Source organism: Amycolatopsis saalfeldensis (assembly GCF_900110575.1).
Taxonomy (GTDB): Bacteria; Actinomycetota; Actinomycetes; order Mycobacteriales; family Pseudonocardiaceae; genus Amycolatopsis; species Amycolatopsis saalfeldensis.
Genome location: NZ_FOEF01000006.1, coordinates 158,461 through 183,051, shown reverse-complemented (window position 1 = coordinate 183,051; position 24,591 = coordinate 158,461). Strand labels below are relative to the sequence as shown.

The window sequence follows — 24,591 nt, the reverse complement described above, 5'->3', positions numbered from 1 at the left end:
GGGAAAGTGTGGAGATCCGGTGGAGGCCTGTGGGAAGGTCGGTGCCGAGGGTGAGGGGACCGTCGTCATGAAGGACTTTTCCACGGACTACCAGGCGGACAGCCGGGCGAACCGGCTCGAGGACTACGAGCTCGAAAAGTCGTCGACCACCTGGTTCCTGAATCTCCGCGGCTCCGAGGAGGCGACCCGGCACATCGTCGGCGCCCTGCCGCGGGCCAAGGTCGCCCGGCCCGCGGCCGGCGAGCGCCAGTGGCCGCAGCGGATCCGGCTCGACTTCGAGCCGCCGCCGAGCCTGACCGAGCTGCTGGAATTGCTCAAAACCGTCTACGTCATCGAAATCAAGTACCCGGATTCGCTCAACGCCGCGCTCGCCCTGGACTTCTACCAGGACTCCGCCGACGGCGCCGGGCCTCAGCCCACCGAGACGGGCGAGTGGATCCGCCGGGTGAAGCGCTACGGCGAATATCACGACCTCCCCCAGCCGGAGGTCGACGCGGCCGGGAAGCAGCTCTGTGAGGCGCTCTTCGACACGATCGCCCAGCACGATTGGTTCGCCGGGGCCGACCGGGTCCTCCTGGTCCCCGGGCATGTGCCCGGCCCGTCGGCCGGCTTCATGCTGGGCGTCAACGTGGCCGAGCAGATCGGCCGTCCCCGGGTCGAGGTCGAACCGGTGACCGCCGGCCGGAAATCCGCGAAACAGATGACCACGAAGGAACGCGCGGGCCTGCTCGCCGGGTACCGGATCAGGGAGGACCTGACCGGCGAAACCGTCCTCATCGTGGACGACCTCTACCAGACCGGCTCGACGATGACCGGCATCGCCCGCGCCGCCCGCCGGGCCGGCGCGACGACGGTGCTCGGCCTCGCGGCGACCCGCACCCTCAGCACGAGCACGACCGTCGACCGGAAGCTGCGTGAGTCCCGCCGCCGCTGAACCGATCCTCAGCGGTCCGCGTGGATCGTCCGCCGGATCCAGCCCGAGAAGGCGGACACGTTGCTGTAGAGACCCGGCCCGCCCGCGCAGGTCGGACGGGAGCTGCCAGGGCCGGAGGTGGTTCCGATCAGTTCCCACCGCCCGTCGAAGCCGCGCCGGACCTGCGGGCCGCCGGAATCCCCGATGCACGCCATGGCCTCCGGCTTCGGGCTGATCGTGCACAACCGGCTCCAGCCCGCGTAACCGGTGCCGCACTCGGCGTCGGCGCCCCGGCGCGTGTCGAGTTCCTGGAGCCGTTCCGCGTACACCGCCCGGGAAAGGTCGTTGGTGTCGACGACGGTGCCGAAGCCGAGCAGCCGGGTCGGAGTGCCGGGCGCGCCGGGCCAGGCAGCCAGGCGGACGGGCTGCTCGGCGACCGGCCGGTCGAGCTTGATCAGCGCGATGTCGTTCTGGTTGTACGGCTTCTCGCCGCTCAGCAGGTAACCGGGGTTCGTCACCATCTTCGCGATGTGGCGGACGGTGCCCCCGGAGGACCGGAACCCACTGCCGACGCGGATCGTGCCGTCCGGCGTCACCAGGCTCGGGTCCACGCAGTGTCCCGCCGTCACCACCCACTGGGGATCGATCAGGGACGCCCCGCAAACGCCGTGCTGCCCGGTCCCGTTCACTGTCTCCGGGATCGAGGCCATGAACGAGTAGCGCTGCGTGGAGTCCTGTCCGTTGACGATGGCTTCGGCGCTGCCGGCCGTCAGCAGCATGCCGCACGTCGCGCTGGCGACCGCCACCGCGACGACGCTCGCCGCGGACTTCAGGGTGAACACCGAGGGTGTCCCTTCATTCGGGGATGTGGACACGCTCAGTTTTCGCGACCAAGATCAACGGGGACATCCGGACAGCAGGCCTTTTCCCGGTGGGGTCAGCCCCCGCCCGGCCGAACGTTGCCGCCCGATCAGGCGCCCTCGGTCCAATAGCGCTGAAGCCGCTCGGCTGCCTCGCCCTTGCTCATCCCGGCCACCACAGCCTCGTCGAGGCCGACCCGCGAAATCAGCATGTGCACGAGGTCGGCGGGCAGGGCCGCCGCCGGTGGCTCAGGTCTCCCGCGAGCTGGTCTGACGCCGTCCTGCACACAGGACCAGAACTCGGGTTCCCCCACTTCGAGCTGATCACGGAGGATGTACTTCCACAGGCTCTGTCCGTACCCGCTGCGGTCCACCGGGTGCGAGATGCGGGTACGCAGAATCCTGCCGTCGACAAGATCGAGCTCGTAAGTGACGTGATGTGTCCCGGTTCGCCCGTGAGCGTCGCGCACCCGTCGCCATTCTTCAGCCTGGCAGAATGTCTCGTGATCCTTGCGGGTCGGCTGCGGCCACGAAGTCACCGCGCGGCACCGACAAGCCAGTCACGCAGTTGCCCGTCGTCGCTGAAGCTGATCAGCTGCACCAATCCCCAGTTGTCACGGTGGTTCGGGGCATCCAGCAGGCGCTCCTGCCAATCCTGCGCGTACTCCCGCAGGGCGTCGACCATCTCGTCGACCGCCTTATCGAACGACGAGCCGTCCGCAGCCACCGGCAACCCCGGAATGAACACCGACCAGCCACCGGCCTCCGGGACGACCTGGGCGTGCGACGGAACGATCGACGCGAGGAAGTGGCGCAGCCGCTCGACATCCACAACCGCGGTCGTCGCGGAGTCACGGCGAACTGTGGCGACCCGCCCCTTCTCGGCGGCGTCCAGCAGGTCCTTCAGATGTGCGCGCGCGTCGGTGTAGCTGTCGTAGTGGACAGCAGACATGTCAGCCTCCCGGTGATCCTCACCAGGATGCCTTCGTCATCCAAGTACGTCAAGTACGTGACGTACTTGGATGACGAAAGCGCTCGAACTCAGCTGCACCCAGAGGTGGCGCCGCAGCCTTCGCAGGCGTAGCAGGAGCCCGCGGGGCGCATCTTGGTGCCGCAGGTCATGCACAGTGGTGCGTCCGCGGCCTTGCCGAGGTGGAGTTCCATCAGCTCGGCCGTGCTCCGGGCGTCACGCGGCGCAGTGTCCGAAGTGGACGCCGACGTCGAGGATTCGACGCCGGAGCGCAAGGCTTCCACGTCCACGCTCTGCCCGCCGTAGCTCGCCTCGACCTCGGCCGAGCGCTCGTCGGCGGTGAAGATGCCGAGCTGCGAACGCTTTTCGTAGGGCAGGTAGTCCAGGGCCAGGCGGCGGAACAGGTAGTCCATCACGCTCGTGGCGATCCGGATGTCCGGGTCGTCGGTCATGCCGGCCGGCTCGAAGCGCAGGTTGGAGAACTTCGAGACGTAGAACTCCAGCGGGATGCCGTACTGCAGGCCCACCGAGATCGACATCGAGAAGGCGTCCATCACGCCCGACAGGGTGGAGCCCTGCTTGCCGAGCTTCACGAAGATCTCGCCGAGGCCGTCGTCCGGGTACGAGCCGGCGTGCAGGTAGCCCTCGGCGCCGCCGACGGTGAAGGACACCGTCTGGCTCGGGCGCTTCTTCGGCAGGCGACGGCGCACCGGGCGGTACTCGACCACCTTCTCCGCCTCGGCCGACTCCTGCTTCTTCTTGCCGGTGGAGAGCGGCTGGCCGACCTTGCAGTTGTCGCGGTAGATGGCCAGCGCCTTGAGGCCCAGCTTCCAGCCCTGGAAGTAGATCTCCTCGACCTCTTCGACGGTGGCCGACTCCGGCATGTTCACCGTCTTGGAGATGGCGCCGGACAGGAACGGCTGCACCGCGGCCATCATCCGGACGTGGCCCATCGGCGCGATCGAGCGCTCGCCGACCGCGCAGTCGAACACCTCGTAGTGCTCGGGGCGCAGGCCCGGCGCGTCGACCACGTGGCCGTGCTGCGCCACGTACTCGACGATCGCCTCGATCTGCTCGTCCTGGTAGCCCAGCACCTGCAGCGCGCGCGGCACCGTCTGGTTGACGATCTGCATCGAGCCGCCGCCGACGAGCTTCTTGAACTTCACCAGCGAGAAGTCCGGCTCGATGCCCGTGGTGTCGCAGTCCATCATGAAGCCGATGGTGCCGGTGGGCGCGAGCACCGACGCCTGCGCGTTGCGCCAGCCGTGCCGCTCGCCCAATTCGTTGCCGCGCCGCCATTCCTCGCTCGCCAGCGCGCGGACCGCCCCGTCGTTCGAGTGGTGCGTGCGGACCAGCTCGTTCGCCGCCGCGTGCTTGCGCATCACGCGCTGGTGCGCCTCGGCGTTGCGGGCGTAACCCTCGTACGGGCCGACGGCCTTGGCCAGCTCCGCCGAACGCCGGTAGGACACCCCGGTCATCAGCGAGGTGATCGACGCCGCGAGCGCGCGGCCGCCTTCGGAGTCGTACGCGTGGCCCAGCGCCATCAGCAGGGCGCCGAGGTTCGCGTACCCGATGCCCAGCTGGCGGAACTTGCGGGTGGTCTCGCCGATCGGCTCGGTCGGGAAGTCGGCGAAGCAGATCGAGACGTCCATCGCGGTGATGACGAACTCGACGGCCTTCGCGAACAGGGGCGCGTCGAACGTGCCCTCGGCCGAGACGAACTTCAGCAGGTTCAGCGACGCCAGGTTGCAGCTGGAGTTGTCCAGGTGCATGTACTCGCTGCACGGGTTGGACGCGGTGATCCGGCCGGACTCCGGGCAGGTGTGCCAGTCGTTGATCGTGCCGTCGTACTGCACGCCGGGGTCGGCGCACTCCCACGCCGCCTGCGCCATGGTGCGGAACAGCTTCTTCGCGTCGAGGCGCTCGATCTCCTCGCCGGTGAGCCGGCCGCGCAGCGCGAACTGCCCCTCGGTTTCGACCGCCTGCATGAACTCGTCGGAGACGCGGACCGAGTTGTTGGCGTTCTGGTACTGCACCGAGGAGATGTCGGCGCCGGAGAGGTCCATGTCGAACCCGGCGTCGCGCAGGACCCGGATCTTCTTCTCTTCGCGCGCCTTGGTCTGGATGAACTCCTCGATGTCCGGGTGGTCGACGTCGAGCACGACCATCTTCGCCGCGCGCCGCGTGGCGCCGCCGGACTTGATCGTGCCCGCGGACGCGTCGGCGCCGCGCATGAACGACACCGGGCCGGACGCGGTGCCGCCGGAGGTCAGCAGCTCCTTCGAGGAGCGGATGCGGGAGAGGTTGAGGCCCGCGCCGGAGCCGCCCTTGAAGATCAGGCCCTCCTCGCGGTACCAGTTGAGGATCGACTCCATCGTGTCGTCGACGGCGAGGATGAAGCAGGCGGACACCTGCTGCTTCGACGCCGTGCCGACGTTGAACCAGACCGGCGAGTTGAAGCTGAAGACCTGGTGCAGCAGCATCCAGGTGAGCTCGTGCTCGAAGACCTCGAGGTCGGCCGGAGCGGCGAAGTAGGAGTGGTCGGCCGCGGCCTTGACGTAGGTCTTCACCACCCGGTCGATGAGCTGCTTGAGGCTGCTCTCACGCTGCGGCGAGCCGACCGCGCCGCGGAAGTACTTGCTGGTGACGATGTTGGTGGCGTTGACCGACCAGGACTCGGGGAACTCGACCCCGCGCTGCTCGAAGTTCACGCTGCCGTCGCGCCAGTTGGTCATCACGACGTCGCGCTGCTCCCAGGCGACTTCGTCGTACGGGTGCACGCCTTCGGTGGTGAAGACCCGCTCGACGGTCAGCCCGCCACCACCGGACTTCTTCTTGCTCCGCCCGGTCGTCGCTGCGCCGGTTCCCACGGTTTCGGTCATCGGGTCTCGTCCCCTTACTCCCGCGCGCGGCCGGCGACTTCTCAATCGCCTTCGGCGCGCTCGCCTTCTTCTTCCGCAGCAGCACCCGCCATGGCCTGACGCAGGTCGGAGATCTCCTTCTCGAAGTCCTCGACCGAGGAGAACGAGCGGTAGACGCTGGCGAACCGGAGGTAGGCGACCCCGTCGAGCTCACGCAGCGGGCCCAGGATCGCCAGGCCGACCTCGTGACTCGGGATCTCCGCCAGCCCGGCGGAGCGGATCGACTCCTCCACGCGCTGCGCGAGCTTCTGCAGCGCGTCGTCGTCTACCGGCCGGCCCTGGCACGCCCGGCGGACGCCGTTCACGACCTTGTCCCGGCTGAACTGCTCGGTGACGCCGGACCGCTTGACGACGGCGAGCACCATCGTCTCCGACGTGGTGAAGCGCCGGCCGCACTGCGCGCACGAGCGCCGCCGCCGGATCGCCTGACCCTCGTCCACCTCTCGGGAGTCGACCACCCGAGAGTCCGCATGCCGGCAGAACGGGCACCTCATCCGCCGATCACCTTCCCCTCCGCACCGGCCGATTCCTTCGCCGCCCGGCCCCTGCCGCCACGCTACGGCCTGGGCCACGATCCCCCCGCACGGCCCCGTGCCTGGTGATCGACATGTGGACAGCCGGTGGATGAACGCCGGTCAGCTGTGGACAACTGCCACCGAGTCTACCCCAACCTGTGGTCCAACTACAGCGGTGTAACTACTAGATATAGGGGCTGACGATAGATCTCCCCCGGGCCGGGCGCAAGCGGCGGCGCAAGATGGACCCCACAGGGTGATAGCGGCCGAACCCGGCCTGCGACCGAGCCGATCCGGGCCGCCACGGGGTGACACGGGGTGACACGGGGTGACACGGAAGCGGCGCGCGGCAACCGTCAGTGGCGACCGCTTCAGAGCAGACACACGGGGCGATCCGGGCCTTGCCGGAGCAGGGAAACCGGGGGCGCGAAGCAGGGACAGAGAACCGCGGCTGCGAAGAGGAGGCTGCGAAGCCGGTCGTGAATCGGGGCTGCGAAACCGGGGACGCGAGGCAGGGACGCGAGGCCAAGGCCGCGAAGCGGGGTCGCGACCAGGGGCAGCGAAACCGCGGCTGCGAAGTCGGCCCCCGACGCGGAGACTGCGAAGCCGAAGCCGAAGCCGAGGCCGAAGCCGAGGCCGCGAAGCCGAGGCCGCGGAATCGGGGCAGGGAAATCGGGGCCAGGGAAGCCGCGACTGCGGAATCGGGGCTGCGGAGCGGCGGACATCAACCTGACTCCATCAGCCGGACCCGGGGAAGAGTCACCGGGCGGTCCCCGCAATTCCCGCCGTCCGGGTGAATCCCAGCGGCGCCGTCCGGGTAAATCCTCGCGGCGCCGTCCGCGTAATCCCAGCAGCGCCGTCCGGGTCGATCCCAGTGATCCGGGTAGCCGCGCTGGAGTCTCGCCGGGCAGACCTGAACCTGGCAGCCTTCTCCCCCCGCGCGAAAAGCGCCGCCGCCAGCAACGCGTCCTCCCGCACGAAGCGCGACGGGCCAAGCGAAGCACGGCAGTCCGACGAAGCGCGACGGCATCAACGAACGGCAGTGCCCGCGTTGCCGCGTCCGCCCACGTCCGCCTGCATCCACCGCATCCACTGCGTTCACCACAGCCGCCGCGAGGTCACGAAAGTCAGGAGCCCAGCCCGGCGCTGTCGCCGGAGACCGGGACGGTCAGGGGCAGGCCCGGGGTCAGGACGGCGCCGTCGAGGTTGTTGAGCTGTTTGATGCGGGTGACCACGGCGTCCTGGTCACTGCCGGGGGCGAAGCGGGCGGCGATCGCGGACAGGGTGTCGCCCTGTTCGACCGACACCGAGGCCGTGCGGGACGGGACCGCGCCACCCGGTGCGCCCGCGCCGAAGACGCCCAGTGCGGTGACCACCAGGCAGGCCGCCGCGGCGATCGCGAGCAGCCACGGCCAGCGGACGGCGGGGCGGCGCGCTTCGGCGCACGCGGCGGCGGTGCCCTTGCGGCCCGCGACGACACGCGCGCGGGTCGGCGGCCGCAGCGGCTCGCCGCGGCGCTCGCGCGCCACTCGCGCCGGGGCGGAAGGGCCCGACACGGTGTCGCGGCGGGCAGGGGCGACCTGACGGACGGGGCGAAGCGGGCGGACCAGCCCGCGGTCGGCCAGGATCGACATGGCGAACCTCCTCGTGACCTGCTGCTCGGTTCGATCCCGGTCCCCGCGGCGCTCGCACCGGCGCCGATGGGACTGAGGTCGAACAGGCGTTCTATCGAACGCCCGTGCGAAGGTCTACCACCCCCCACCGACAAAATCGAGAGGACACGGCGTGTCGATCGAACAGATGTTTGAAATCGTCGTTACTGACGGCTAACGTCGGTCACCAGGACATCTGCCGGGCAGATGTCGTCGGCGAGCGTGCCCGCACCAGCGGGTGCCGGCCGGCGCACGCGGAACGCACAGCCGCCCCCGGGGCGGCCGTGGGACGGCTGGAGGATACGCAGTGGCCAAGGAGAGCAAGGCGGGCACCACGCCCGGTGGCCCGGGCAAGGTGAGCGCCCTTCCCGAGGTCTTCGACGTGGACGAGACGCTCACCGTGCGTCAGCAGCAGGTGCTGGACGTGATCCGGACCTGGGTGAGCCGGTTCGGCTACCCGCCGAGCGTCCGGGAGATCGGCGAAGCGGTCGGGCTCACCTCGACCTCCTCGGTGTCGCACCAGCTGCGCGCGTTGCAGCGCAAGGGTTATCTGCGCCGGGACGCGAACCGGCCGCGCGCGGTCGGCGTGCTGTCGACCACCGACGACAACCCGATGGGCATCGACATCGACCAGCAGCCGTCCATGCCGAAGGCGGCGTACGTGCCGCTGGTGGGCCGGATCGCCGCGGGCGGGCCGGTGCTCGCGGAGCAGGCCATCGAGGACGTTTTCCCGCTGCCGCGCGAAATCGTCGGCGAAGGCGAGCTGTTCCTGTTGAGCGTCACCGGCGATTCGATGGTGGACGCGGCCATCACCAACGGCGACTGGGTGGTCGTGCGCCAGCAGCCGACGGCCGACAACGGCGAGATCGTCGCGGCGATGATCGACGGCGAGGCCACGGTGAAGACGTTCAAGCGCAAGGACGGCCACATCTGGCTGATGCCGCACAACGAAGCGTACGAGCCGATCCCCGGCGACGACGCCACGATCCTGGGCAAGGTCGTCGCGGTCCTGCGCCGCCTCTGACAGCGCTTCCCCAGCGGGCCTCCGGCCGCGCGGTGACGACGAGCAGCCCGGCCTCGGTCGCACCCACGGCACGGAGGCCGCGGCCGGAACCGGCGCCTGTCTCCGGGGGCGGCGCCGTGACCGCGCGATCGGGCCGATTGTCCTCAATGGACAGAACCGGGAGCGGCCGGCGTCAGCGGCGGCGCAGTTTGCGGACCAGAAGCCAGCCGCCGAAGACCACCACGACCGCCAGCACCGCCGCCGGCAGCGCGGGGACTCCCCCACCGGGTGAAGAACCGGCCGCTGCCTCACCCTGGGGCGCGCCGGCCGCCTCGGCCCCGGCGGCGGAAACCAGCGAAGCGGCGTTCTTCACCGCGCGGACGGGCTGGCCGACCCCTTCACCGGCCGACAACAGGGTGCCGTCGGGCTCGAAAGCCAGCGCCTCACCCTGTTTCTCCCCCGCCAAGGGGATCCGGACGGGCGTGCGTTTCAGCGCCGCGGCGACGTCGCCGTCCGGAGCCGCGTACAGGTAAGCGTCGGTGTAGGTGCGCAGCGCGACCACGGTGCCGTCGGTGCTGGTCGCGCCGCCCGTCACCAGTACCGAGCCGAAGGCGCCCACCGGGCCGCCCTTCGTGTCGGTGCTGCGGATCGTGACCGTGCCGACCTGCTCCAGCGGGGTCGGGCCGGGGGTCGCGAGCGGGCCGTTCGGCCGGTACACCTTCGCGTCGCCCAGGATGTCCTTGGTGACCAGGTACAGCGTGCCGGACCGGTCGAGCAGCAGGGCTTCGGTGTCGTGCGGCCCGTCCGGGTAGGTCAGCCGGTGCAGCGTCACGCCTCCCCCGGACGGCTTCAGCTCCAGCAGGGCGACGGTCGACCGCTTGTTGCTGTTGTCGCCGGTGTCCGAGAGCCACAACGTGCCGTCCGCCGCACGGGCGAGGTCCTCGACGTCGTACGGGTCGGTGCTCGCGGAGAGCACCTTCTGCACCGCGCACGAACGGTCCAGCACGAACACCTGGACCTTGGTTCCGCCGTCGTTGATCGCGTACCAGTGCGTGCCGTCGGAGACCAGCCCGGAAAGCTCGGTCACCCGCGGATCGGTCACCTGGCACAGCGTTTCGGGCGCGGGCGGCGCCGCGGCCGAAGCGGGCAGGGCGCCGATCAGCAGGAAAAACGCCGTCGCGGCCAGGACGACTCGCACCAGCTCACCTCCGTAGTGCGCGGCCGGGATCAGCCGCACACTACGGAAGACGCGTCAGCGAGGCGTGGAGTTGGTCTCGAACCGGCGCAGCGCCGCCGCGAGGTCCGGGTGGACCCGCACGAGCAGCCGCGTGCCGTCTTCGACGTGCTCCTCTTCCAGCACCTCGCCGTCCTTGTGGGCCCGGGCCACGAGCTCACCCCGCGTGTACGGGACGAGCGCCTCGACCACCATCTCCGGGCGCGGGAGCCGGTCGGCCAGCACCTCGGCCAGCTCGGGAATGCCGGCGCCGGTGCGCGCGGAGACCAGCACGGAGCCGGCCAGCTGGTGCCGCAGCCGGGCCAGGGTGACCTGGTCGGCCGCGTCGGCCTTGTTGATGACGAGCAGCTCCGGCGGCAGCGGGTCCTTGCGGCTGCGGGTGATCTCGGCGAGCACCTCGCGCACGGCGTTCACCTGCTCCTCGGGCGCCGGGTCGGCGCCGTCCACCACGTGCACCAGCAGGTCGGCGTCGGCCGCCTCCTCCAGCGTCGAGCGGAACGCGTCGACCAGCTGGTGCGGCAGGTGCCGCACGAACCCGACGGTGTCGGTGAGGGTGAACGTACGCCCGTCCGCCGTCTGCGCCCGCCGGGTGGTCGGGTCCAGGGTGGCGAACAGCGCGTCCTCGACCAGCACGCCCGCGCCGGTCAGCGCGTTGAGCAGGCTCGACTTGCCGGCGTTGGTGTAGCCGACGATGGCCACGCTGGGCACCTCGTTGGCCACGCGCCGGCCGCGCTTGGTCTCGCGGATGGTGTCCATCGCGGCGATCTCGCGGCGCAGCTTGGACACGCGCTTGTTGATCCGCCGTCGGTCGGTCTCCAGCTTGGTCTCACCGGGACCGCGCAGGCCCACGCCGCCGTTCGCGCCGCCGGCGCGGCCACCGCCCTGCCGGGACAGCGACGCGCCCCAGCCGCGCAGCCGCGGGATCAGGTACTGAAGCTGGGCCAGCTCGACCTGGGCCTTGCCCTCCTTGGAGCTGGCGTGCTGCGCGAAGATGTCGAGGATCAGCGCGGTCCGGTCGATCACCTTGACCTTGACCTTCTCCTCGAGCTGGCGCAACTGGCCGGGCGAGAGCTCCCCGTCGCAGATCACCGTGTCGGCGCCGGTCGCGATCACCACGTCGCGCAGCTCCCGCACCTTGCCGGAGCCGATGTACGTGGCCGGGTCCGGCTGCACGCGCCGCTGGACCAGGCCTTCCAGCACCTCGGAGCCCGCGGTTTCGGCCAGCCGCGCCAGCTCCGCGAGGGAGGCGTCGTTCTGCTCGGCCGTGCCCTCGGCCCACACGCCGACCAAGACGACCCGCTCCAGCCGCAGCTGCCGGTACTCGACCTCGGTGACGTCCGCGAGCTCGGTGGACAGTCCCGCGACCCGGCGGAGCGAGGCGCGGTCCTCGAGCTCCATTTCCCCGGTGGACGGGTCTTCCTCGTAGTGGTCTTCATGTGTCAGTTCTGTCATCGTGCCTCCATGCTCCCACGATTCCCCGCGGGAGCCGAGTGGTTTACCTGCTCGGATAGATCGAAACGTAGACCGCGGTACGGCCCTGGCCCGGTGCGTCGGGACGCCGGCTGAACTCCTCCAGCAGCTCCCCGAGCCGCTCTTTGAATTCCTCGACGTCCTGGGGCGGGACCTGGAACACGAGCCGGGAGGAGTCCACCTCGCCCGGCTCTGCCTCGGCGAATTCGGCCAGGTAGGCCTCGAGCATCGCCTCGTTGAGCGGGGCCGGCTCGACGTCGTCGTTTTCGAGCTGCCAGGACAGCCCGGTCGAGCGGTACGGGATCTCCTTCGCGCCGCGCGTGCCCCGGCGCGGCTCCTGCGGGGCCAGGAAACCGGTCTCCACCAGCCTGCGCACGTGGTGCAGCATGGTTGCCGGGTCGCGGCCGAGCCGCTCGGCGAGCTCCTTGTTGGTCATGGCCCCGTAGGAGGTCAACCGGATGATGCGCAGGCGTATTCCGGACGCGAGCGCGGCGGCCTCGGCCTCCGTCGAGAGACGTCGTTTCGTCGGCACTCCACCAGCCTAAGGGGGTTAAGTGATTGACAGTCTCCAATCACTCGAAGACACTCTTTCGGGTGAGTAGGGATTCGCTCTTCTTCCACGCGGACTTCCGCCGGCTGTGGGCCGGGGACACCGCGAGCCAGCTCGGCATGTTCGTCGGCATCACGGCCGTCCCGCTGCTGGCGGCGGTGACGCTGGCGGCCACGCCGTTCGAGATGGGCCTGCTGACCATGGCCGAGACGCTGGGCTTCCTGCTCCTCGGGCTGCCCGCCGGGGTCTGGGTGGACCGGTTGGCGCGCCGTCCGGTGATGCTGACCGCCGACGTGGTGCGCGCCGTGCTGATGCTGAGCATCCCGGTGGCCTGGTGGGCGGGCGTGCTGACGATGGGGCAGCTGCTCGTCGTGGTGCTGCTGACCGGCTTCGCGACGGTGTTCTTCGACGTCGCGTACCAGGCGTACCTGCCGGCGCTGGTCGGCCGCGAGCGATTGCTGGAGGGCAACGCGAAACTGCAGGCCGTCCAGTCCACCGCGCAGATCGCCGGGCCGAGCGCGGCCGGCGTGCTGGTCCAGGTCATCGGCGCGGCCAGCACGGTGTTCGCCACCGGGCTCGGCTACCTGACCTCCGCGCTGTGCCTGTGGCGGATCCGCACCGTCGAAACCGTGCCGGAGCGCACCGGCCACGAGCGCCTGCTGCCACAGATCATCGAGGGCCTGCGGTTCGTCTTCGCCGACAAGCCGCTGCGCGCGATCGTCGCCTGCACCGCCACCGCGAACCTGTTCGGCGCCGCCGCTCAGGCCGTGCAGGTGCTGTTCCTGACCCGCACGGCCGGACTTCCGCCGGCGGCGGTCGGCGTGCTGCTGGCCGTCGGCGGCATCGGCGGCATCCTCGCCGCGCTGTGCTCGGGCGCGATCATCCGGCGGATCGGCCAGGCGCGGTCGATCTGGCTGGTCCCGCTGCTGGTGTGGCCGGGCAACCTGCTCGTGCCGCTGGCCGGCCCCGGCTGGCGGCTGGCGCTCGCCGGCTTCGGCCTGGCCGCGGCCGGGTTCGGCGTGATCCTCTACAACGTCGCGCAGGTCTCCTACCGCCAGGCCATCACGCCGGACCGGTTGCTGGGCCGGATGAACGCGAGCGTGCGGTTCGTGGTGTGGGGCGCGATGCCGCTGGGCGGCCTGCTGGGCGGGGCGCTCGGCGAGACCGTCGGGCTGACGGGCGCGCTGTGGATCGCTGTGATCGGCGAACTCTGCGGCGCGCTCTGGGTGGTCTGCTCGCCGCTGCGGCGGATGCGGGATCTCCCGGTCACGGAGAAGGACACTTTGGCGCCCGCCTAGAGTTGGCGCATGAACGCAACTCCCAACCCCAGCCCACGAGTCCCGGACAAGGTCGGTGTCGACGGTCTGGAGGCCAAGTGGGTACCGGTATGGGAGAGCGAAGGCGTCTACCGGTTCGATCGCGTGAAGCAGCGTGAAGACGTCTACTCGATCGACACCCCGCCGCTGACGGCGAGCGGTTCGCTGCACATCGGGCATGTGTTCTCCTACACCCACACCGATCTCGTCGCGCGGTATCACCGGATGCGCGGACGCGAGGTGTTCTACCCGATCGGCTGGGACGACAACGGCCTGCCGACCGAACGCCGGGTGCAGAACCACTTCGGCGTGCGCTGCGAGCCTTCGCTGCCGTACGACCCGGGCTTCCGGCCGCCGGAGAAGCCGGGCAAGAACGCGATTCCCGTGTCACGGCGCAACTTCGTCGAGCTGTGCCAGGAGCTTTCGGAGACCGACGAGAAGGTCTTCGAGGACGTCTGGCGCCGGATCGGGCTCTCGGTCGACTGGAGCACGGCGTACCAGACCATCGACCCGGCCACGACGCAGATCTCGCAGCGCGCTTTCCTGCGCAACCTCGCGCGCGGCGAGGCTTACCAGTCCGAGGCGCCGACGCTCTGGGACGTCACCTTCCGCACCGCTGTCGCGCAGGCGGAGCTGGAGGACCGCGAACGGCCCGGCGCTTACCACGATCTGGTGTTCCACACCGCCGATGACGCCGAGGTGCTCATCTCGACCACGCGCCCGGAACTGCTGCCCGCGTGCGTCGCGCTCGTCGCGCACCCGGACGACGAGCGGTACCAGCCGCTGTTCGGGAAGACCGTGCGGACACCGGTGTTCGGCGTCGAGGTCCCGGTGCGCGCGCACCACCTCGCCGATCCCGAGAAGGGCACCGGCATCGCGATGGTCTGCACCTTCGGCGACACCACCGACGTGACGTGGTGGCGCGCGTTGCGTCTGGAGACGCGGCCGGTGCTCGGGCGTGACGGCCGGTTCCTGCCCGAGCCGCCGCGTGACGTGCCGGCCGAGGCGTACGCGCCTCTGGCGGGCAAGACTGTCCACACGGGACGCCAGATTCTCGTGGAAATGCTGCGGGAGAACAGTTCGCTGCGCGGTGAGCCGCGGCCGATCACGCACCCGGTGAAGTTCTACGAGAAGGGCGACCGGCCGCTCGAGATCGTCACCAGCCGCCAGTGGTACATCCGCAACGGCGGTCGTGACGAGCCGCTGCGCGCTCGGATGCTGGAGCGTGGCGCCGAAGTGCAGTGGGTGCCCGCGCACATGCAGGTCCGCTACCGCGGCTGGGTCGAGGGCCTGACGAGCGACTGGCTGATCAGCCGGCAGCGGTTCTTCGGCGTGCCGATCCCGCTCTGGTACCCGCTGGACGCGCACGGCGAGCCGGACCACGACGCCGTGCTGGTGCCGGACGACTCGAGCCTGCCGGTCGACCCGAGCACCGACGTGCCGCCGGGCTACACCGCCGATCAGCGTGACGTGCCGGGCGGCTTCACCGCCGAGGTGGACGTGATGGACACCTGGGCGACGTCGTCGCTCACGCCGCAGATCGCCGGGCGCTGGAGCCTGGACGACGACCTGTTCCGCCGCGTGTTCCCGTACGACCTGCGGCCGCAGGCGCACGAGATCATCCGCACCTGGCTGTTCTCCACGGCCGTGCGCGCGGAGCTGGAGGAGGGCGTGCTGCCGTGGCGCGAGGCGGCGATCTCCGGCTGGGTGCTCGACCCGGACCGCAAGAAGATGTCGAAGTCGGTCGGCAATGTCGTCACCCCGGCCGACCTCCTGGAGAAGTACGGCTCGGACGCGGTGCGGTACTGGGCGGCGAGCGCGCGGCCCGGCGTCGACACGGCCGTGGACGAGGGCCAGATGAAGGTGGGCCGCCGGCTGGCGACGAAGCTGCTCAACGTGAGCCGGTTCGTGCTCGGCCTCGGGCTGCCTTCGGCGGACGCGGTGGCGTCGGAGCCGCTGGACCGCGCGGTGCTGGCGGCGCTCTCGACGGTCGTCACGGAGGCGACGGCGGCGTTCGAGGCGCTCGACTACGCGCGAGCGCTGCAGCAGAGCGAGACGTTCTTCTGGACGTTCTGCGACGACTACGTGGAGCTGGTGAAGGGCCGCGCGTACGGCGACCGCGGCGAGGCCGCGGCGCAATCCGCGCGGGCGGCGCTGACCACGACGCTTTCGGCGGTCGTACGGCTGTTCGCACCGTTCCTGCCGTACGCGACGGAGGAGGTCTGGTCGTGGTGGCAGGAGGGCTCGGTGCACCGCGCGCCGTGGCCCGGCCCGCTGCCGGCCGAGGGCGACCCGGCTCTGCTCACGCTGGCCGGCTCGGTGATCGCGGCAGTGCGGCGCGCGAAAACCGACGCGAAGGTGTCGATGCGCGCGGGCGTGGATTCCCTGACGGTGACCGCTCCGCCCGAGGTGCTCACCGGTTTCGGCGACATCGAGGCGGACATCCGCACTGCTGGAACGGTCGCGTCGGTCAGCACCCGCCCCGGCGAAGGCGACCTGGCGGTCGAGGTGACGATCGGCTCCTGACGGCGGCCGCCGCCGGCGCTTCACACGCCGGCGGCGGCCCACCAGGCTTCGTCGAGTTCGCCGCGGGCGACGATTTCCGCGGGGCCGGTCAGGGTGGACGCGCCGCGGGCCACCGTGACGGTCACGCGGCCGCCCGGGATGTCGACCGTCGAGGAGCCCGTGTCGGTGCCCGCGAGGTGCAGGGCGGCGGCCACGGCGGCGACCGTGCCGGTGCCGCAGGCGCGCGTCTCCCCCACGCCGCGCTCGTGGACGCGCATCCGCAGCGCGCCGTCGCCCAGCAGGTTGACGAACTCGAGGTTCACGCCGGCGGGGAAGAAGTCGTGGTCGAAGTCGGGCTGGTGCGCCAGGTCGAGGTCGGCCACGTCGTCGTCCAGCACCGAGACCAGGTGCGGGTTGCCCACGTCCACGGCCACGCCGGAGAACGGGCGGCCCGCCACCACCGTCACCGAGGTGCCGGTGATCGCCGCTGGTCCCATGTGGACGGTCACGGTGCGGTCCGGGTGGACCACCACCGGGCGGTCGCCCGCGCGGGTGCCGACGGTGAACTCGCCCGCCTCGGCCAGGCCCGCCTCGACCAGGTACCGCGCGAACACGCGCACGCCGTTGCCGCACATCTCCGCGATCGAGCCGTCGGCGTTGCGGTAGTCCATGAACCACTCGCCCGCGGACTCCAGGCCCGCCGCGCCCGAGCGGACGACCCGCAGCACGCCGTCCGCGCCCAGCCCGCGCTGCCGGTCGCACAACGCGGCCACCCGGGCCGCGGTGAGGTCGAGCCGGCCGGACGGGTCGGGCAGCAGCACGAAGTCGTTCTGTGTGCCGTGGCCCTTAAGGAATTCGATACCGCCCATGGCTTCAGGTTACCGGCCGAGGACGTCGAGTACGCGTGCGGCCAGCCCCTCCGAAGCACCGTCGAACCACTGGATCCGCTTGTCCCGGCGGAACCAGGAACGCTGTCGCCGGACGAAGCGGCGGGTGGCCTGCGCGGTCGAAGCGGCGGCCGCTTCGAAGTCGCCTTCAGCGTCCAGCTCCGCGAGCACCTGCTGGTAGCCGAGCGCCCGCGAAGCCGTCTTCCCCTCGCGCAGCCCGCGCCCGGCCAGCGCGCGCACCTCGTCGACGAGCCCGGCCTCGAACATCCGCGCCACCCGCAGGTCCACGCGCTCGTCCAGCTCGGCGGCCTCGCGGTCGACGCCGATCAGCACTGTCCCGTAACGGGCCGGCCCCGGCTTCGGCAGGTTGGCCGAAAACGGCTCGCCGGTGATCTCGATGACCTCCAGCGCGCGCACGATCCGGCGGGTGTTGGTCGGCAGGATCGCGGCGGCCGCGGCCGGGTCGCGCTCTCCCAGCCGGCGGTGGAGCGAATCGGTGCCGAGCTCCGCCGCCTCCGCGTCGAGCCGGGCCCGCACGGCCGGGTCGGTGCCGGGGAATCGCAGGTCGTCGAGCACCGCCTGGACGTACAGGCCCGAGCCGCCGGCCAGCACCGGGACGCGGCCCGCCGCCAGCACGTCCTCGATCCGCTGCCGGGCGTCACGCTGGTAGGCGGCAACGGAAGCGGTTTCGGTGACGTCGAGGACGTCGAGCAGGTGGTGCGGCACCCCGCGCCGCTCCGCGGGGGTGGCCTTCGCGGTGCCGATGTCCATGCCGCGGTAGAGCTGCAGCGCGTCCGCGTTCACGACCTCGCCGCCCAGCGCCAGGGCCAGCTCGACGGCCAGCGCCGTCTTCCCGGTGGCGGTGGGGCCGACGACGGCCACCGGGCGGAGCGGCTGAGCAGGGCTGATCACGCCGGTTGACGCTACCTGGACGGGTAGCGCCTGCGGACACGGAGCGTCCCGGAGAAGTAGGATCACTGGCTTCGGGTGGCTCATCCGATACCACGGTGGACGCTGAGCTGCTTGAATGCCGCTGGGGCCCCATGCCCCCGGAGCACTACGCGTAACCCGGCCCCGCCGCACGGCGGGGCGCCCGCACCAGCGGGCGTACAGGCGATAAGGAGCCTGCGATGGCCCAGGAGAACACGTCTACCGGCACCCCGGCGCCGCACCCGGTGCCGCACGCGCACGGCAGCGGGCACACCGCACCGCCCGTGCCGCCCGCCGAGCCCGCCCCGTCCACCTGGGGCCGGGTCGACGCCGAGGGCACTGTCTTCGTCTTCACCGCCGACGGCGAGCGGGCGGTGGGGGTCTGGCAGGCCGGCAGCCCGGAAGAGGGACTGGTCCACTACGCCCGCCGCTTCGACGACGTGCGCACCGAGGTCGAGCTGCTGGAGACCCGGCTGCACTCCGGCGCCGGCGACCCGAAGCACGCGCTGTCCACCGCCACACAGCTGCGCGACGGGCTGGGCGAGTCGGCCGTGGTCGGCGACCTGGTCGCGCTGGGCGCCCGCCTCGAGTACGTGATCGGCGAGGCCGAGAAGGCGCTGGCGAACGTCAAGCAGGAGCGCGAAGAGGCCCGCGCGGCCGCCGTCACGCGCAAGCAGGCGCTGGCCGAGGAGGCCGAGCAGATCGCGGCCGAGTCGACGCAGTGGAAGGCCGCGGGCGACCGGCTGCGCTCGATCCTGGACGAGTGGAAGACGGTCAAGGGCGTCGATCGCAAGACCGACGACGAGCTGTGGAAGCGGTTCTCCAAGGCCCGCGAGGCGTTCAACCGCCGTCGCGGCTCGCACTTCGCCGAGCTGGACAAGCAGCGGGCGACCGCCAAGCAGCGCAAGGAAGAGCTGATCGCGGAGGCCGAGTCGCTGGCCGAGTCCGACGACTGGGGCGCCACCGCGGGCCGCTACAAGGACCTGATGACCGAGTGGAAGGCCGCCGGGCGCGCGCCGAAGGACAGCGACGAGGCGCTCTGGCAGCGTTTCCGCGCGGCGCAGGACGCGTTCTTCGCGCGCCGCTCCTCGGTGTTCTCCGAGCGCGACGCCGAGTTCGCCGGCAACGCCGCCCGCAAGGAAGAGCTGCTGGTCGAGGCCGAGAAGATCGACGTGGCGGCCAACCTCGAGGCCGCGAAGAACGCGCTGCGCCGGATCCAGGAGCAGTGGGACGAGCTCGGCAAGGTGCCGCGCGAGCGCATCCGCGAGCTGGACGGCCGGCTCAAGGCGGTCCAGGACGCGGTGAAGTCCGCCGAGGACAGCCGCTGGCGCCGTACCGACCCGGAGGCCCAGGCGCGCGCCGCGCAGTTCCGCGAGCGCGTCGAGCAGTTCGAGTCCCAGGCCGCCAAGGCCCGTGCCGCCGGTGACGAGCGCCGGGCGAAGAAGGCCGACGAGCAGGCCGCGCAGTGGCGTGAATGGCTTCAGGCGGCGGAAGCCGCGGTCGCCGACCGCTGACCGTCAAACGCAAGAGGCCCCGTCACCGCGGTGACGGGGCCTCTTGCTCAGGAGCGGGAGAACGCGGTGCGCATCCACAGCGTCGCGAGCACGATGGTGGCCGCCCAGGCGAGCAGCAGGCCGATGCCCGGGCCGCCGCCGGCCGCGCCGGAAGCGTGGGCGGACTGCTGGGACCAGACCGCGAGCAGGCCGTCGACCGAGGCGAACCAGCCGCCCGCGGCACAGCACCAGGACACCCACCAGCGGCGGGTCACCAGCGCCAGCGCGCCGGCCAGCACACCGATCACCGTCGACGTGGCGGCGAACAGCTGCGGGATGCCGCCGCCCTGGCCGGCCAGCACCTCGTAACCACGGTGCTCGCCCACCCACGGCAGGAGCTGCGCGATCAGCAGCACGAAGATGAACACGGCGATGGTGAAGCCGCGCCGGCCCAGCTCGACCGTGCGCGAGGCCCGCTGGCCCGCCTGGTCGATCTCCTCGGTCAGTTGCGGGCCCACCTCGGCGGACGTTCCCGGTTCGGTCACAGCGCACACCCACTCACCGGGGCGGGCTGGGCCGCCGGGGCTCCGAAGCCCGGCAGTCCCAGCGTGACCCCGCTCGTCTTGGGCCGAAGACCGGCTTCGGCGTTGTCGCCCGCCCGCGTGCGGCGGTGCGTCAGCAGGTCGCCGTCGGCGACCAGGTGGTGCGGGGCGCCGTAGCTGATCACGGCCTCCACCACGTCGCCCGGGCGCACGGAACCGTCCACAACGGACCCGGCGGGCGTGAAGTGCACCAGCCGCCCGTCGCGGGCGCGGCCGCTCATCCGGTGCGTCTCGGCGTCCTTGCGGCCCTCGCCCGAGGCGACCAGCAGCTCCACCCGGCGGCCGACCAGGTTCTTGTTCTCCGCCCAGGAAATCTCGTCCTGCAGCTCGGCCAGGCGCTCGTAGCGCTCCTGCACGACGGCCTTCTGCAGCTGGTCCGCCATCGTGGCGGCCGGCGTGCCGGGACGCTGGGAGTACTGGAAGGTGAACGCGCTGGAGAACCGCGACTCGCGCACCACGTCCAGCGTCGCCTGGAAGTCCTCCTCGGTCTCACCGGGGAAGCCGACGATGATGTCGGTGGTGATGGCGGCGTCCGGCATCGCGGCGCGCACCTCTTCGAGGATCTTGAGGTACCGCGCGGAGCGGTAGGAGCGGCGCATCTCGCGCAGCACGCGGTCGGAGCCGGACTGCAGCGGCATGTGCAGCTGGTGGCAGACGTTGGGCGTCTCGGCCATGGCGTCGATCACGTCGGAGGTGAACGCGGCCGGGTGCGGCGAGGTGAACCGCACGCGCTCCAGCCCGTCGATCCCGCCGCAGGCGCGCAGCAGCTTGCCGAACGCGAGCCGGTCGCCGAACTCGGCGCCGTAGGAGTTCACGTTCTGCCCCAGCAGGGTCACCTCGAGCACGCCCTCGGCGACCAGCGCCTCGACCTCGGCCAGGATCTCGCCCGGCCGGCGGTCGCGCTCCTTGCCGCGCAGGGACGGCACGATGCAGAAGGTGCAGGTGTTGTTGCAGCCGACCGAAACCGACACCCAGCTCGCGTACGACGACTCCCGGCGGGCGGGCAGCGTCGAGGGGAACGTCTCCAGCGACTCGAGGATCTCGACCTCGGCCTCGGCGTTGTGCCGCGCGCGCTCCAGCAGCGCCGGCAGCGAGCCGATGTTGTGCGTGCCGAACACGACGTCGACCCACGGCGCCCGCTTGACGATCTCGCCGCGGTCCTTCTGCGCCAGGCACCCGCCGACGGCGATCTGCATGTCCGGGTTCGCGGTCTTGTCCGGCCGCATGTGGCCGAGCGTGCCGTACAGCTTGTTGTCCGCGTTCTCCCGGACCGCGCAGGTGTTGAACACGACCAGGTCCGGCTTCGCCGCGCCGTCCGCGGCGACGTAACCGGCCTCTTCGAGCTGGCCGGCGAGCCGTTCGGAGTCGTGCACGTTCATCTGGCAGCCGAAGGTGCGGATCTGGTAAGTGCGCGCGTTCATCACTGGTCAGGGTAACCCCAGCCTGACCAGGCAAAGCCGCCGCCCGCCTGCCAGTGCCCCTCCGCCTCCCCCACGGCGGCCTGCCCATCATCGCGGTTTGCGACGCTGCTCCGAAATGCGCCGGATCGCGTCCGTGGACCGGTTGCTGCCTTCGGTGGTTTTGTCCAAGGCGCGGAGCGAGTCCGCGGAGATCTCGCTCAGCGTGCGAGTCAGCTGGTCCAGCGACGGCGCACTCGGCAGCGACGCTGTCACGTCGGCTTGCATGGTGTCCATCGCCTCGCCCACGCCGGTCGGTGGCTCGGGTGGAGTGGAGCCGGCCGTGGGTCCGGCACCGTGCCGGTCGCGCCCGCGACGTCCCACCCGGTGACCTGGTCGGCGTCGAATCCGACGCGGACCAGCCGGGCACTGGTCAGATCAGCGCCCGTCAGATCGACACGACTTCGGATGTGTGGATCGGCCGCGCCTCTCCTTGCCCAGGTGCTCGCGCACCAGCTCGGACAATGGCGCGCCCAGCTCGCGAATCGCGGTGATGGTGGTGTTGACCGCGAACGCAACCAGCTGGGCGATCACCGCGATCTTCAACGCCAGTACGTGCCCGCCCACGGAGTAGAACGGGAGGGACACAGCCCCGGCCGCGATACCGCAGTCGACGCTCTTCGCAGCCTCGCCCGACCAGCCCGGTCATCGCCCAGCCGGCCCCGCGTCTGGCACGATCGCCCCCATGCGGTGGAGGCGGAGGACGGCGGTCGTGGTCGCGCTCGTGACGGCCGGTGCGCTGCTGACCGGGTGCGGCCCGGACTTCTCCGGGCTGCGGCTGCGCATCGCGGCGGGCTCGCAGGGCGGGGTGTACAGCGACCTCGCCCAGCCGCTCGCCGACGCGTGGGCCGCCGACCTGGGCATCGAACGGCCTGCGGTGCTGGCGACGCAGGGTTCGCGCGACAACCTCAACCGGGTGGAGTCGGGCGGCGCCGACGTCGCGTTCGTGGCGGCCGACCTCGCCGCCGAGGCCGCCGCCGCGAAACCCGGCAAGCTGGCGGCGCTGGCCCGCATCCACGATGACTACCTGCACATCGTGGTGCGTTCGGACTCGCTGTACACCTCGGTGCCCATGCTGAAAGGGCGCCACATCGCCGTCGGCTCGCCGGAGTCGGGGGTGGAGTACATCGCCGAGCGTGTGCTGCAGGTCGCCGGGCTGACGGACTCCGTCTCCGTGCAGCGGCTCAGCCTGGAGGACTCGCTGAAGGCGCTGGAGAGCCGCACCGTCGACGCCCTGTTCTGGTCCGGCGGCCTGCCGACGCCGCTGATCACGCAGTACACGCAGAAGGTCGGCCTGCGGCTGCTCGACATGTCGGCCCTGATGCCCGGTATGCAGGCCTTCAGCCCGGTCTACGGCTCGGCGACGATCCCCGGCAGCACCTACAACCAGCCCGGCCCGGTGACCACGCTGGTGGTGCCCAACTTCCTGGTGGTGCCGACCTCGATGCCGGACGCCGTCGCCGAAGCCCTCACCCGCGGCCTCTTCGACGCGCGCCCGGCACTGGCCGAGGCCAACCGCGCGGCCCTCTCGATCGACGTGCACCCCGGCATCGAGACCGAGCCGCTGCCGCTGCACCCGGGCGCGCTCAGCTACTACCGGAGCGTGAAGACCTGAGCACCGGCCTCCGCGCCAGCGCCGTGACGGTCGAGGCGACGGCGAGCGCACCCGAGGCGACGACCACGGCACCGAGCTGACGGAACCTGCGCGCCCGCTCGCGGCCCCGGCGTTCCTCGGCGTCCCGCACCGCCACGCCCGCGTCGAGGAACCGGCGCTCCCGGCCGGTCAGCCTCGCCCGCGCCGACCAGTCCAGCACGGATTCCAGCCGCGCGCCCCGGTACACCAGGGCCGGGTCGCCGTTCGCCTCCTCCCACAGGCCGGTGGCCTCGGTCAGCCTCCGGTGCACGGCGAGGCCGCGCCGGTCGGCGGCCAGCCAGCCACGCAGCCGCGGCCAGTCGCGGACGAGCGCGTCGTGGGCGAGGTCCAGGCCGTCGGCGTCCACGGTGACCAGCCGCGCGCGGACCAGGCGCTCGACCACGACGTCCAGGTCCGGGCCGGCGTCCAGCTCGCGGCGGTGGACGTGGCGCGCGGTGCCGTCCGTCTCCTCGCTCAGGCGCACGAAGAGATCCCGGGCGGCGGCCCGCCGGACGTCGTCGAACTCGTCGTAAACGTCTTCGGCGACCCGCACCAGCGACCGGGTGATCCCGCCGGCCGCGCGGTACTCCTCCAGCGTCAGCGCTGCACCGCGCTGCCACGTTTCCCGCAGGACCCGGGAAACCAGAGCCAGCGCGCCGGCCTGCCGCGCCGTTTCGGCCATCAGTGTGGCCAGCAATGCGCTGTCCACGCGGTGACCGGCCTCGGCGGCGGGGCGCACGATCGCCGAGCGCAGCTGCTCGGTGGTCATCGCGCCGACCCGCACGTGCGCCGTCCGCAGGGTTTCGGCCAGCCCGGGGATCTCGGCGCACCGCGCCAGGAAATCCGCCCGGACGCCCAGCACGACCCGGACCCGGCTGTCCGGATCCCGCGCCGCCCGGTCCAGCGCCGCCAGGAAGGCGTCACGCTCACCGCGATCGCGGCACCGGGTGAACAGTTCCTCGAACTGGTCGACGACGATCAGCAGCTCCGCGTCCGGCCCGGCGTACCGGTGCAGGTTCGCGGCATCGGCCGCGAGCCCGGCGCGCAGCGGCCCCGCCGGTTCCCCGGTCAGCTCCGCCAATCGGGCCGCGCATTCCCCGAGCGGGAACGGCCCGGGCGTCATCAGGATTACCGGGCCGGACGACCGAATTCGCGCGACGAGCCCGGCCCGCAGGACCGATGATTTCCCGGCTCCGGAAGCGCCGGAAACAACCGCTGAACGTTCCGAAGCGACCATTCCGGTCAGCCGCTCGACAACATCCTCCCGGCCGAAGAACCGGTCGGCATCGTCCGGCTCGAACGACGCGTCTCCGCGAAACGGCCCTTCGGTAACAGCAGGTGATCCGGCGGCCACTGCGAGTTCTTCGACAACTTCGCGGTAACGCTTTTCCCATTCCACGACATCGCCTTCGCATGCCCGCACGTACGCCCTCGTCACCGCCAGCGTCGGCAGTTTCCGGCCCCCAGCCGCGTCGGACAGCGTTCCGGCGGCGTAGTGCGCGCGCCGGCCCAGCTCCCGATACGGCGGACTTCCCGCTTTCTCTCGCAGTTTCCGCAAATCCACCGCGAACTGTGACAAAACTCCCCCATCCGCAACAAGCGGACGCTCACGCCTTGGCATGACGCCACCCCCCTCAGGCGAATCCCATTGTTCGGTGTTTGTCGTTCGCTGTCCAGCGC

At 71.3% G+C, this 24,591-nt stretch carries 22 protein-coding genes; 6 read left to right on the top strand and 16 right to left on the bottom strand.

Features of this window, described 5'->3' with window-relative positions; translation table 11 throughout:
- Nucleotides 1–67: 67 nt before the first annotated feature.
- Entirely contained in the window at nucleotides 68–934 is an 867-nt protein-coding gene (locus BMY97_RS16315; protein ID WP_143086208.1) for a phosphoribosyltransferase, read from the top strand.
- An 8-nt stretch (nucleotides 935–942) separates the two neighbouring features.
- Here the strand turns inward: BMY97_RS16315 and BMY97_RS16310 are convergent, their stop codons facing one another.
- The 6 genes from BMY97_RS16310 to BMY97_RS16285 form a co-directional block, all read right to left on the bottom strand.
- Entirely contained in the window at nucleotides 943–1,755 is an 813-nt protein-coding gene (locus BMY97_RS16310) for a S1 family peptidase (protein WP_245787343.1), read from the bottom strand.
- 128 nt (nucleotides 1,756–1,883) lie between these two features.
- Complete coding sequence (locus BMY97_RS16305) at nucleotides 1,884–2,312, bottom strand: cytotoxic translational repressor of toxin-antitoxin stability system (protein ID WP_091617689.1); 429 nt, start codon at nucleotides 2,310–2,312, stop codon at nucleotides 1,884–1,886.
- Nucleotides 2,309–2,725: a prevent-host-death protein gene (locus BMY97_RS16300; RefSeq protein WP_091617688.1), complete on the bottom strand. Its 417-nt coding sequence runs from the start codon at nucleotides 2,723–2,725 to the stop codon at nucleotides 2,309–2,311. Before BMY97_RS16300 ends, BMY97_RS16305 begins: the two co-directional genes overlap by 4 nt.
- Before the next feature lie 89 nt (nucleotides 2,726–2,814).
- Entirely contained in the window at nucleotides 2,815–5,625 is a 2,811-nt protein-coding gene (locus tag BMY97_RS16295; RefSeq protein WP_091617687.1) for a vitamin B12-dependent ribonucleotide reductase, read from the bottom strand.
- Between the two features lie 41 nt (nucleotides 5,626–5,666).
- The gene (gene nrdR, locus BMY97_RS16290) at nucleotides 5,667–6,158 is read right to left on the bottom strand and encodes a transcriptional regulator NrdR (protein WP_091617686.1); all 492 of its coding nucleotides are present in this window, start codon (nucleotides 6,156–6,158) and stop codon (nucleotides 5,667–5,669) included.
- Nucleotides 6,159–7,306: 1,148 nt separating this feature from the next.
- Entirely contained in the window at nucleotides 7,307–7,813 is a 507-nt protein-coding gene (locus BMY97_RS16285) for a LysM peptidoglycan-binding domain-containing protein (RefSeq protein ID WP_091617685.1), read from the bottom strand.
- Nucleotides 7,814–8,138: 325 nt separating this feature from the next.
- Here BMY97_RS16285 and lexA point away from each other — a divergent pair, with 325 nt between their 5' ends.
- On the top strand, nucleotides 8,139–8,855 hold the full coding sequence (lexA, locus tag BMY97_RS16280) for a transcriptional repressor LexA (RefSeq protein WP_091617684.1): 717 nt from the start codon (nucleotides 8,139–8,141) through the stop codon (nucleotides 8,853–8,855).
- A gap of 172 nt (nucleotides 8,856–9,027) precedes the next feature.
- Here lexA and BMY97_RS16275 read toward each other — a convergent pair whose 3' ends face one another.
- The 3 genes from BMY97_RS16275 to BMY97_RS16265 are packed head-to-tail and all read right to left on the bottom strand — an operon-like array spanning nucleotide 9,028 to nucleotide 12,070.
- A complete protein-coding gene (locus BMY97_RS16275) occupies nucleotides 9,028–10,032 on the bottom strand; it encodes a hypothetical protein (RefSeq protein WP_425425278.1) in 1,005 nt (334 codons plus the stop codon).
- A gap of 54 nt (nucleotides 10,033–10,086) precedes the next feature.
- Entirely contained in the window at nucleotides 10,087–11,520 is a 1,434-nt protein-coding gene (gene hflX, locus BMY97_RS16270; protein WP_091617683.1) for a GTPase HflX, read from the bottom strand.
- Between the two features lie 43 nt (nucleotides 11,521–11,563).
- A complete protein-coding gene (locus tag BMY97_RS16265) occupies nucleotides 11,564–12,070 on the bottom strand; it encodes an ArsR/SmtB family transcription factor (protein WP_091617682.1) in 507 nt (168 codons plus the stop codon).
- Between the two features lie 62 nt (nucleotides 12,071–12,132).
- Here BMY97_RS16265 and BMY97_RS16260 point away from each other — a divergent pair, with 62 nt between their 5' ends.
- A complete protein-coding gene (locus tag BMY97_RS16260; protein WP_091617681.1) occupies nucleotides 12,133–13,386 on the top strand; it encodes an MFS transporter in 1,254 nt (417 codons plus the stop codon).
- A gap of 9 nt (nucleotides 13,387–13,395) precedes the next feature.
- Complete coding sequence (gene valS / locus BMY97_RS16255) at nucleotides 13,396–15,930, top strand: valine--tRNA ligase (RefSeq protein WP_091617680.1); 2,535 nt, start codon at nucleotides 13,396–13,398, stop codon at nucleotides 15,928–15,930.
- Between the two features lie 20 nt (nucleotides 15,931–15,950).
- On the opposite strand, the gene dapF is transcribed toward valS, so the two are convergent.
- Together dapF and miaA are read right to left on the bottom strand one after the other, a co-directional pair.
- On the bottom strand, nucleotides 15,951–16,778 hold the full coding sequence (gene dapF / locus BMY97_RS16250; RefSeq protein ID WP_091617679.1) for a diaminopimelate epimerase: 828 nt from the start codon (nucleotides 16,776–16,778) through the stop codon (nucleotides 15,951–15,953).
- A 9-nt stretch (nucleotides 16,779–16,787) separates the two neighbouring features.
- The gene (gene miaA / locus BMY97_RS16245; protein ID WP_245787342.1) at nucleotides 16,788–17,708 is read right to left on the bottom strand and encodes a tRNA (adenosine(37)-N6)-dimethylallyltransferase MiaA; all 921 of its coding nucleotides are present in this window, start codon (nucleotides 17,706–17,708) and stop codon (nucleotides 16,788–16,790) included.
- Between the two features lie 218 nt (nucleotides 17,709–17,926).
- Between miaA and BMY97_RS16240 the strand changes: the two genes are divergently transcribed.
- Complete coding sequence (locus BMY97_RS16240) at nucleotides 17,927–19,240, top strand: DUF349 domain-containing protein (protein WP_091617677.1); 1,314 nt, start codon at nucleotides 17,927–17,929, stop codon at nucleotides 19,238–19,240.
- 47 nt (nucleotides 19,241–19,287) lie between these two features.
- Here the strand turns inward: BMY97_RS16240 and BMY97_RS16235 are convergent, their stop codons facing one another.
- The 4 genes from BMY97_RS16235 to BMY97_RS16220 form a co-directional block, all read right to left on the bottom strand.
- On the bottom strand, nucleotides 19,288–19,737 hold the full coding sequence (locus BMY97_RS16235) for an Rv2732c family membrane protein (protein WP_091617911.1): 450 nt from the start codon (nucleotides 19,735–19,737) through the stop codon (nucleotides 19,288–19,290).
- Nucleotides 19,738–19,760: 23 nt separating this feature from the next.
- Nucleotides 19,761–21,242: a tRNA (N6-isopentenyl adenosine(37)-C2)-methylthiotransferase MiaB gene (gene miaB, locus BMY97_RS16230; protein WP_091617676.1), complete on the bottom strand. Its 1,482-nt coding sequence runs from the start codon at nucleotides 21,240–21,242 to the stop codon at nucleotides 19,761–19,763.
- 87 nt (nucleotides 21,243–21,329) lie between these two features.
- Nucleotides 21,330–21,515, bottom strand: a complete 186-nt coding sequence (locus tag BMY97_RS16225; RefSeq protein ID WP_143086207.1) for a hypothetical protein — start codon at nucleotides 21,513–21,515, stop codon at nucleotides 21,330–21,332.
- 141 nt (nucleotides 21,516–21,656) lie between these two features.
- The gene (locus BMY97_RS16220; RefSeq protein ID WP_091617674.1) at nucleotides 21,657–21,866 is read right to left on the bottom strand and encodes a hypothetical protein; all 210 of its coding nucleotides are present in this window, start codon (nucleotides 21,864–21,866) and stop codon (nucleotides 21,657–21,659) included.
- 97 nt (nucleotides 21,867–21,963) lie between these two features.
- On the opposite strand from BMY97_RS16220, the gene BMY97_RS16215 reads away from it, so the two are divergent.
- Nucleotides 21,964–22,893, top strand: coding sequence for a TAXI family TRAP transporter solute-binding subunit (locus BMY97_RS16215; protein WP_091617673.1), 930 nt, complete (start codon nucleotides 21,964–21,966; stop codon nucleotides 22,891–22,893).
- Here the strand turns inward: BMY97_RS16215 and BMY97_RS16210 are convergent.
- A complete protein-coding gene (locus BMY97_RS16210) occupies nucleotides 22,865–24,532 on the bottom strand; it encodes an nSTAND1 domain-containing NTPase (protein ID WP_342744038.1) in 1,668 nt (555 codons plus the stop codon). The genes BMY97_RS16215 and BMY97_RS16210 overlap by 29 nt on opposite strands.
- Nucleotides 24,533–24,591: the final 59 nt, after the last annotated feature.